9 protein-coding genes are annotated in these 9,230 nt (G+C 68.9%); 6 read left to right on the forward strand and 3 right to left on the reverse strand.

The genetic code is table 11. The features are described from left to right. Positions 1-41 precede the first annotated feature (41 nt). The 3 genes from gnd to dnaA all read right to left on the reverse strand — a co-directional run bounded on the left by gnd (position 42) and on the right by dnaA (position 5,084). Complete coding sequence (gnd, locus tag ACZ4VL_RS18070) at positions 42-920, reverse strand: phosphogluconate dehydrogenase (NAD(+)-dependent, decarboxylating) (protein WP_438312985.1); 879 nt, start codon at positions 918-920, stop codon at positions 42-44. A gap of 204 nt (positions 921-1,124) precedes the next feature. After that, positions 1,125-2,255: a DNA polymerase III subunit beta gene (gene dnaN, locus ACZ4VL_RS18075; protein ID WP_361093059.1), complete on the reverse strand. Its 1,131-nt coding sequence runs from the start codon at positions 2,253-2,255 to the stop codon at positions 1,125-1,127. A 1,047-nt stretch (positions 2,256-3,302) separates the two neighbouring features. Further along, complete coding sequence (dnaA, locus tag ACZ4VL_RS18080; RefSeq protein WP_468200614.1) at positions 3,303-5,084, reverse strand: chromosomal replication initiator protein DnaA; 1,782 nt, start codon at positions 5,082-5,084, stop codon at positions 3,303-3,305. A 356-nt stretch (positions 5,085-5,440) separates the two neighbouring features. Between dnaA and rpmH the strand changes: the two genes are divergently transcribed. From rpmH to rsmG, 6 genes are all read left to right on the forward strand, one after another. Further along, positions 5,441-5,578, forward strand: coding sequence for a 50S ribosomal protein L34 (rpmH, locus tag ACZ4VL_RS18085; protein WP_018547628.1), 138 nt, complete (start codon positions 5,441-5,443; stop codon positions 5,576-5,578). Between the two features lie 20 nt (positions 5,579-5,598). After that, positions 5,599-5,973: a ribonuclease P protein component gene (rnpA, locus tag ACZ4VL_RS18090; protein ID WP_361093065.1), complete on the forward strand. Its 375-nt coding sequence runs from the start codon at positions 5,599-5,601 to the stop codon at positions 5,971-5,973. Continuing rightward, complete coding sequence (gene yidD, locus ACZ4VL_RS18095) at positions 5,970-6,251, forward strand: membrane protein insertion efficiency factor YidD (protein ID WP_179171824.1); 282 nt, start codon at positions 5,970-5,972, stop codon at positions 6,249-6,251. Before rnpA ends, yidD begins: the two co-directional genes overlap by 4 nt. 3 nt (positions 6,252-6,254) lie before the next feature. Next, complete coding sequence (gene yidC / locus ACZ4VL_RS18100; protein WP_468200618.1) at positions 6,255-7,358, forward strand: membrane protein insertase YidC; 1,104 nt, start codon at positions 6,255-6,257, stop codon at positions 7,356-7,358. Positions 7,359-7,373: 15 nt separating this feature from the next. Further along, complete coding sequence (locus tag ACZ4VL_RS18105) at positions 7,374-7,886, forward strand: Jag family protein (RefSeq protein WP_468200620.1); 513 nt, start codon at positions 7,374-7,376, stop codon at positions 7,884-7,886. Positions 7,887-8,004: 118 nt separating this feature from the next. Continuing rightward, on the forward strand, positions 8,005-8,721 hold the full coding sequence (gene rsmG / locus ACZ4VL_RS18110; protein ID WP_361093074.1) for a 16S rRNA (guanine(527)-N(7))-methyltransferase RsmG: 717 nt from the start codon (positions 8,005-8,007) through the stop codon (positions 8,719-8,721). Positions 8,722-9,230 lie beyond the last annotated feature (509 nt).

The raw sequence follows: 9,230 nt of genomic DNA on the forward strand, positions 1-9,230 counted from the left end.
AGCTCGGGCTGCTGCGGGCGCGGTCACCGCGCCGGCAGCAACTAGTTCTTCTTCTCGACCGCGTGGCCGCCGAACTGGTTGCGCAGCGCGGCGATCATCTTCATCTGCGGCGAGTCGTCCTGGCGCGAGGCGAACCGCGCGAACAGCGAGGCGGTGATCGCGGGCAGCGGCACGGCGTTGTCGATCGCCGCCTCCACCGTCCAGCGGCCCTCGCCCGAGTCCTGCGCGAAGCCGCGCAGCTGCTCCAGGTGCTCGTCCTCGTCCAGCGCGTTGACGGCCAGGTCGAGCAGCCAGGAACGGATGACCGTCCCCTCCTGCCAGGACCGGAACACCTCGCGGACGTCGGTGACAGAGTCCACCTTCTCCAGCAGCTCCCAGCCCTCGGCGTAGGCCTGCATCATGGCGTACTCGATGCCGTTGTGGACCATCTTCGCGAAGTGGCCCGCGCCGACCTTGCCGGCGTGCACGGAGCCGTACGCGCCCTCCGGCTTGAGGGCGTCGAAGACGGGCTGGACCGCGGCCACGTGCTCCTTGTCGCCGCCGTACATCAGCGCGTAGCCGTTCTCCAGGCCCCACACGCCGCCGGAAACACCGCAGTCGACGAAGCCGATGCCCTTGGCGGCGAGCTCCTCGGCGTGCTTCTCGTCGTCGGTCCAACGCGAGTTGCCGCCGTCCACGACGACGTCGCCGGGCGAGAGCAGCTCCGCGAGCTCGTCGATGGTGGACTGGGTCGCGGCACCGGCCGGGACCATCACCCACACCACGCGGGGGGCCTGCAGGCCGTCCACAAGTTCCGACAGGCTGTGGACATCGGCGAGGTCCGGATTGCGGTCGTATCCGAGGACGGTGTGGCCTGCGCGGCGGATGCGCTCGCGCATGTTGCCGCCCATCTTGCCGAGACCGACGAGACCGAGCTCCATCAGGTGGTTCCTTAAGCGTTGTGGCCGTTTGTGCCGGATTCTCCCGATTCCCGGAAGACCCGGCTCCGAGCCTACGCCGGGCGGTGCCGCCCGGCGCCACGGGCGCTCCAGGCACCCTCCGTACGGGGGCCGGATGCGTGTCCGGGAGAACGCCGTCGGGCCCGGTTCCGCGGCTGCGGGACCGGGCCCTGTGGACGGCGGGCGTCAGCCGGAGAGGCGCACCGGCATGATCAGGTACTTGTAGGCCTCGTCCGCCTCGGCGTCGACCGCGGGGCGGCCGCTCAGCAGCGCCGGCTTGGTGGACGTCGTGAAGCTGAGCTGGGCGACCGGCGAGTCGATGGCGCTCAGGCCGTCGAGCAGGAAGGTCGGGTTGAAGGCGATCGAGATGTCGTCGCCCTCCAGGGAGGCGTCGACGCGCTCCACAGCCTGTGCATCGTCGGAGGAGCCGGCCTCCAGCGTGAGCACGCCGGTCTCGAAGCTCAGGCGGACCGGGGTGTTGCGCTCGGCGACCAGGGCCACGCGCTTGACGGCCTCGACGAACGGGGCGGTCTCGATCACCGCGATGGAGTTGAACTCCGTCGGGAAGAGCGTGCGGTACTTCGGCAGGTCGCCCTCGAGGAGGCGGGTGGTGGTGCGGCGGCCGGCGCCCTCGAAACCGATCAGGCCCTCACCGGCGCCGGAGCCGGACAGCGCCAGGGTGACGGTGTCACCGCTGGTCAGGGACTTGGCGGTGTCCAGGAGGGTCTTGGCGGGCACCAGGGCCACGGCCGAGGCGTCCGGGTTCTCCGGCTTCCACAGGAACTCGCGGACCGCGAAGCGGTAGCGGTCGGTGGAGGCCAGGGTGACGCGGTCGCCCTCGATCTCGATGCGGACACCGGTCAGGACGGGCAGCGTGTCGTCGCGGCCGGCGGCGATGGCGACCTGGGCGGCGGCCGCGGCGAAGACCTCGCCGGAGACCGTGCCGGTCGCGGTCGGCATCTGGGGCAGGGCCGGGTACTCCTCCACGGGCAGGGTGTGGAGGGTGAACCGAGAGGATCCGCAGACCACGGTCGCCCGTACACCGTCTGTGGAAATCTCCACGGGCCGGTTGGGGAGGGCGCGGCAGATGTCGGCGAGGAGCCGGCCGGAGACGAGGACGGTGCCGTCCTCCTCCACGTCCGCCTCGACGGAGACGCGGGCCGAGACCTCGTAGTCGAAGCCGGAGAGGGACAGGGTGCCGTCCTCGGCCTTCAGCAGCAGGCCCGCGAGTACGGGGACCGGCGGCCGGGCCGGGAGGCTGCGGGCAGCCCAGGCCACCGCCTCCGCGAGTACGTCGCGCTCCACCCGGATCTTCACCGGAACCGCCTCCTGCTGTTGCTCGCTCGTCCGTCTGCCGGCCTTCGTCGTCGGCCCGCCGGCCCGCTGCCCGGGAGGGCTCGGGGCCTCGGTGCCGGGGACCAGTCTGACGTACGGCGCCGACAGCTGGTGCTGCCGGCCGTCAAATCGGGAGCGAGGTGTCGGGGAGGCCTCTCGACCACGTTGTGCACAGCACCTGCTTGAAAACCGAATCCGAGCTAACTGTCCATGGGGGTAGTAGTAGGGCCTGTGGAAACCGTGGATAAGCCCGTTGCTGCAGGTCAGCGCAGCTTTTTTATCCCCATGCCCTGTGGGTGACACCGGTGGACAACAGGGGGGTGCTGTGGAGAACGGAAAGTTCTGCACAGGCCGTCCCCAGGCGACCCCGACTACTCCACAGGTGTGTCCCCAGCTTTCCCCAAGTACTCCACAGCCCAAACGTCGACTTCCGTGTGACCGCTTTCACTCCGGTCGGTGAGGAGGGGCACTCGGTTGCCGAACAGTGGACAGCGGTGTGGGTAACCCGTCGGAACCTGTGCACAGGATGGGGCAACCTGTGGGTGAGCGGTGGATAACGCGGTGGACGAGCCTGTGGATGAATCTTGTGTCCACAGGCTGTGGACATCTCTCACGCACAATTCCACAGGGCCGTGACCTGGGCTGATGGTCCCTCAATCAGAGGCCCTGTGGACAGATTGTGGGTGAGGAAACCCGTCCCCAACCTGTGGATCGGAGAAAGTTCCGCAATCTGTGGACAAGTTGCTCCACGGGGGGCGTATTCGAACAAGTTGGGGGCGCGCGCACGAAGAAGGGCGCCCCCGGAATACTCCGGAAGCGCCCTGTCGAAGCGTTTGGGAAGGCGCCGAGAGGCCCTTGACGGCCCGTCGGGTGCGGCTGGGGAAGCGGTGGGGACGGCGAATGCGGCGGCCCCGAACCCTGGACGGCCGGATGCGGCGGTTCGGGGTTCGAGGCCGGGTTGCTGCGGGCTCGGCCGAATGCCGGTGCCGGGATGCGGGACCCCGGCAGCCGGACGGCCGTCGAGGCGGCTCAGCCGTTCTTGATGCGGTTGGTGAGCTCGGTGACCTGGTTGTAGATGGAGCGCCGCTCCGCCATCAGAGCGCGGATCTTGCGGTCCGCGTGCATGACGGTGGTGTGGTCCCGCCCGCCGAACTGCGCCCCGATCTTCGGCAGGGACAGGTCCGTGAGCTCCCGGCACAGGTACATCGCGATCTGCCGGGCGGTGACCAGGACGCGGCTGCGCGAGGAGCCGCAGAGGTCGTCCACCGTCAGGCCGAAGTAGTCGGCCGTGGCCGCCATGATGTCGGAGGCCGTGATCTCGGGCGCCGAGTCCTCGCCCCCGGGGATCAGGTTCTTGAGGACGTCCTCGGTCAGCCCCAGGTCGACCGGCTGCCGGTTCAGGCTCGCGAAGGCAGTGACCCGGATCAGCGCCCCCTCCAGCTCGCGGATGTTGCGCGAGATGCGGGAGGCGATGAACTCCAGTACCTCCGGCGGGGCGTTGAGCTGCTCCTGGACCGCCTTCTTGCGCAGGATCGCGATGCGCGTCTCCAGCTCGGGCGGCTGGACGTCGGTGATCAGGCCCCACTCGAAGCGGTTGCGGAGCCGGTCCTCCAGGGTGACCAGCTGCTTGGGCGGGCGGTCCGAGGACAGCACGATCTGCTTGTTGGCGTTGTGGAGCGTGTTGAAGGTGTGGAAGAACTCCTCCTGCGTCGACTCCTTGCTCGCCAGGAACTGGATGTCGTCGACCAGCAGGATGTCCATCTCGCGGTAGCGCTTGCGGAACGCGTCGCCCTTGCCGTCGCGGATGGAGTTGATGAACTCGTTGGTGAACTCCTCCGAGCTCACGTACCGCACGCGGGTGCCCGGGTAGAGGCTCCGCGCGTAGTGCCCGATGGCGTGCAGCAGGTGCGTCTTGCCGAGGCCCGACTCCCCGTAGATGAAGAGCGGGTTGTAGGCCTTGGCGGGCGCCTCGGCGACGGCCACCGCCGCGGCGTGCGCGAAGCGGTTGGAAGCGCCGATGACGAAGGTGTCGAAGAGGTACTTCGGGTTCAGCCGGGCGGTCGGCTCCAGCGGCCCCGAAGTGGAACCGCCGGACGGGGCCGGCGGCGGCGCGGACCGGCCGGGTCCGGGACGCGGGCCGGAGGGTTCGTACGACGGCTCGTACTTCTGCTCGTAAGGGTGCGGCTGCTGGGACTCGTACGGGGACGGGTCGTACGGCTGCTGCTCGTAGGAGCCCTGGTCGTAGCCGCCGGAATCGGGCTGCTGGAGGTAGCCCGGCTGCGGGGAGGCGTACGGGTCCCGCTCGGGGAAGCCGCCGTGCCGCGGCTGCTGCCAGCCGTAGTCGTCCTGCTGGCCGCCGCGGGGCCAGGCGCCGGGCTCGGGGCGCGGCTGCTGGTAGTCCGGGTAGGCGGGGCGGGCGGTGGGCAGCTGGTCGTCGCCCGGGCCGGGGCCGGTGTGGCCGCCGGAGCGCTGGCCGCCGTACGGCTCGTAGGCGTCGCCGCGCTGCGGTGCGGGCGGGGCCGGCGGCGCGGGCTCCCCGGCGGAGTCGTCCACGGTGATGGCGATCCGGATGGGGCGGCCGCACTCGCGGCTGAGCGCGTCGCTGATCAGCGGGGCGAGGCGGCCTTCGAGGACACGCTTCCCGTATTCGTTCGGGACGGCCAGCAGCGCCGTGTCGGCGACGAGCGCCAGCGGCTGGCAGCGCTCGACCCACTGCTGGTCCTTCGGCTCGACCGCCTGCTGTCCTTCCCCCAGGAGCTTCTCGAGCACCCGTGGCCACACTGCGGCAAGATCGGCAGGTACGTCAGCCACAGGGCACGCTCTCTCACAGGGGGTCCCACGAATGTGTGGTTCTTTGGGACGGTCGGGACAAAAAAACCGGGGTCAGGCAACGGTAGTCAGCGCGACGGGTAGGGTTCAAGTCGTTGTCCACAGCCTGTGCACAGTGCGGGGTGGCACCGCCGCGGTTTGACCGGACGGCGTAGCCGCGCGTACCGTAACGAGGTCGAGTTGTCGATGGCTGCTGCCGCCTGCCTACCGATGGGCGAGGATCACTGACTGTGGTCGTTGAGCGGTGCCACTCGGGCGAACACGCGAGCTTCCTCGTGGGCGCACGGTGACAGCCAGGCGATGTCCCGCCACAACGATTCATTCTCTGGAGCCCCCGAGTGAGCAAGCGCACCTTCCAGCCGAACAACCGTCGCCGCGCGAAGACCCACGGCTTCCGCCTGCGGATGCGTACCCGTGCCGGCCGCGCCATCCTGGCGAACCGCCGCAGCAAGGGCCGCGCTGCCCTCTCCGCGTAAGTCACGCAGGTAGTGACGTCGTGCTGTCTCCCGAAAATCGGCTGAGGCGGCGCGAGGACTTCGCGAGTGCGGTACGCCGAGGCCGCAGGGCCGGTCGTCCGCTCCTCGTCGTCCACCTACGTACAAGCGGCGCAATGGACCCGCACGGGTCGGGGGAGACAGTTCCCTCGACCCGTGCGGGTTTCGTCGTCAGCAAGGCCGTGGGTGGTGCCGTCGTCCGGAACCGGGTGAAGCGCCGTCTGCGCCATCTCGTTCGCGAGCGGCTCTCCCGCCTGCCCGCCGGTAGCCTGGTGGTGGTGAGGGCATTGCCCGGATCGGGTGATGCCGGCCTCGAGGACCTGGCCAAGGACCTGGATGCCGCTCTGCTGCGGCTCCTGGGAGGCGCAGCTCGATGAAGTACCCGCTGCTCGCTTTGATCAAGCTGTACCAGTGGACCATCAGTCCGCTGCTCGGCCCGGTGTGCCGTTATTACCCCTCGTGCTCGCGCTACGGGTTCACGGCCATCGACCGGCATGGTGCGGTGAAGGGGACCGTCCTCACCGCCTGGCGGATCCTGCGGTGCAACCCGTGGTCCGCGGGTGGCGTTGATCATGTCCCACCTCGTAAACGCCCGCGTTGGCACGAGCAGCTGCGCACTGCGTTGCGTAGATCTCGCAATGCTCAAGGAGCCTGATTAGTGGACACGATTGCCAGTCTGTTCAGCTTTATCACCACACCCGTCTCGTGGATCATCGTCCAGTTCCACTCGCTGTACGGTGCGATCTTCGGGCCGGACAGCGGGTGGGCCTGGGGCCTGTCCATCGTGTCCCTGGTGATCCTGATCCGTATCTGCCTGATCCCGCTCTTCGTGAAGCAGATCAAGGCGACGCGTGGCATGCAGGCGCTCCAGCCGAAGATGAAGGCGATCCAGGAGCGCTACAAGAACGACAAGCAGCGTCAGTCCGAAGAGATGATGAAGCTGTACAAGGAGACGGGAACCAACCCGCTCTCCTCGTGCCTCCCCATCCTGGCGCAGTCGCCGTTCTTCTTCGCGCTCTACCACGTGCTGGCGAACATCGCCAATGGCAAGACCATCGGCGCCATGGACCAGCAGCTGGTCGACAGCGCCCGTGAGGCCAAGATCTTCGGCGCGCCGATCGCGGCCAAGTTCATGGACAGCCCGGAGAAGGTGGAGGCGCTCGGCGCCACGCTGATGGACGTCCGGATCGTGACCGCGGTCATGATCATCATGATGTCGCTGTCGCAGTTCTACACCCAGCGTCAGCTGATGCAGAAGAACGTGGACCTCTCGGTCAAGACGCCGTTCATGCAGCAGCAGAAGATGCTGATGTACATCTTCCCGGTGATCTTCGCGGTCATGGGCATCAACTTCCCCGTCGGTGTGCTCGTCTACTGGCTGACCACCAACGTCTGGACCATGGGCCAGCAGATGTACGTGATCAACCAGAACCCGACGCCGGGCAGCAAGGCACAGGACCAGTACCTGACGCGCCTGCTCAAGTCCGTCGGCACGCACGGGCAGGTAAAGGGTCGGGGCAAGAAGAAGATCGTCGCCACGATCGTGGCCAAGGGCCCGGACCGCAACGACAACGAGCGCAAGTTCATCGCAGCTCTGACGAAGCAGGGCCTGGCCGCCCAGACGGACGGTTCCGTGATCAAGTCCGCCGTGGCCACGGCGGACGCGGACGCGGCGAGCAGCGCCGCCCAGAAGCGGCAGCAGCCGAAGCGCCAGACGAAGGCGCAGCGTCAGACGCCCTCCAAGCCCTCTTCCAAGAAGTAAGAAGGAGTCCCTCCCGTGACGGAAGGCACCACCACCGCCGCCGCTGAGAGTGGCGACACCCTGACCCGCCTCGAGCAGGAGGGTGAGATCGCGGCCGACTACCTCGAAGGTCTGCTCGACATCGCCGACCTCGACGGCGACATCGACATGGACGTCGAGGCCGACCGCGCCTCGGTCTCGATCGTGAGCGACTCCGGCGGTCGTGACCTGCAGAAGCTCGTGGGCCGTGACGGCGAGGTCCTGGAGGCCCTTCAGGAGCTGACCCGTCTCGCGGTGCACCGTGAGACCGGGGACCGCAGCCGGCTGATGCTGGACATCGCGGGGTTCCGCGCCAAGAAGCGTGAGGAGCTGGCCGCGCTGGGCGCCAAGGCAGCGGCCGACGTGAAGGCGTCCGGTGAGCCGCTGAGGCTGGCCCCGATGACCCCGTTCGAGCGGAAGGTCGTCCACGACGCCGTGGCGGCCGCCGGTCTGCGCAGCGAGTCGGAGGGCGTGGAGCCGGAGCGCTTCGTCGTTGTGCTCCCGGCCTGATCCCCAGCCCGAGTGTTCGGCCCCGTCTGTGTCGCAGGCGGGGCCGATGTTTGTCAGCCTGGCAGTACCAGTGCGTTTTCACGATCACGCGGTACGCAAAACGGAAGGACGGTCCCCCGTGACGGACGCAGCGGAGCTTCCCCCGGCGCCGGAAGAGGCGCGTGCGGTGTTCGGCGAGTTTTTCCCCGAAGCTGTGCGGTATGCGGAGCTGCTCGCGGATGCAGGGGTCCAGCGCGGCCTGATCGGCCCGCGCGAGGTGCCGCGCCTGTGGGAGCGGCACCTGCTCAACTGCGCGGTCCTGTCGGAGGTGGTGCCCGAGGGCGTCACCGTGTGCGACGTGGGCTCGGGCGCCGGCCTGCCCGGGATCCCGCTGGCCCTGGTGCGCCGGGACCTGAAGATCACGCTGCTGGAGCCGCTGCTCCGGCGTACGACCTTCCTGCAGGAGGCTGTGGAGCTGCTGGGCCTGGACCACGTCACGGTGGTGCGCGGCCGCGCCGAGGAGATGCTCGGCAAGGTCCAGCCGGTGCACGTGGTGACAGCGCGGGCAGTGGCCCCGCTGGACCGCCTGGCGGCCTGGGGTGTGCCCCTGCTGCGTCCGTACGGCGAGATGCTGGCGCTCAAGGGCGACACCGCCGAGGAGGAGCTGGCGGCGGCGAAGGTCGCGCTGACGAAGCTCGGTGTGGTGAAGACCTCCGTGCTCCAGGTGGGCGAGGGTGTGGTGGACCCGATGTCGACGGTGGTGCGGGTCGAGGTCGGGGAGAGCCCCGGCGGCGTGCGGTTCGCGGCCAAGCGGGCCAAGGCGGCCCGGGTGGGGCGCTCGCGCCGGCGACGGTAGCCCGCAGCTACGCCCTGTGGCTCGCTCCCGGTACCCCTCTGCGGGGGTGTTGGGCCCTATAGGTGCGGATTTGGGAGTGTCGTAGGGGCCTGTTGCGTCCGTCCCGGCATCGTGTTTCACGTGAAACGTCGCTCTCTGCTGCACGGAATCATCGGGCGCGGCCGGGCGGCCGCGCCCCCTCGGTCCTCCAGGGACGGAGGGAGGACGGAGTTGTCCACATCTGTGGATTCATCCACAGGAGTACGGGCCCCGCTGGTTCGCGGCCCCGGTGGCATGGCAGGCTCTGTTCATCGCGAGCCCGATGCCGAGGAGAGTGACACCGTGCGGTCCGACGCCAACCTCGCGGGGCCGATGGCCGACCCGGTCCCCGGTCCCCGCTCTGAAGTGGCGGGGGGGGGGGGTTTCCGTGGAAAAACCCCCCCCCCCCCCTTTTACCACAAAACCCCCTCCCCGCCCCACCCCCCCCCCCTGTCGGGGTTTTTGTGGGGCCGCGGGGGGACGTCCTCAAC

The organism is Streptomyces sp. NPDC029014, assembly GCF_055564695.1.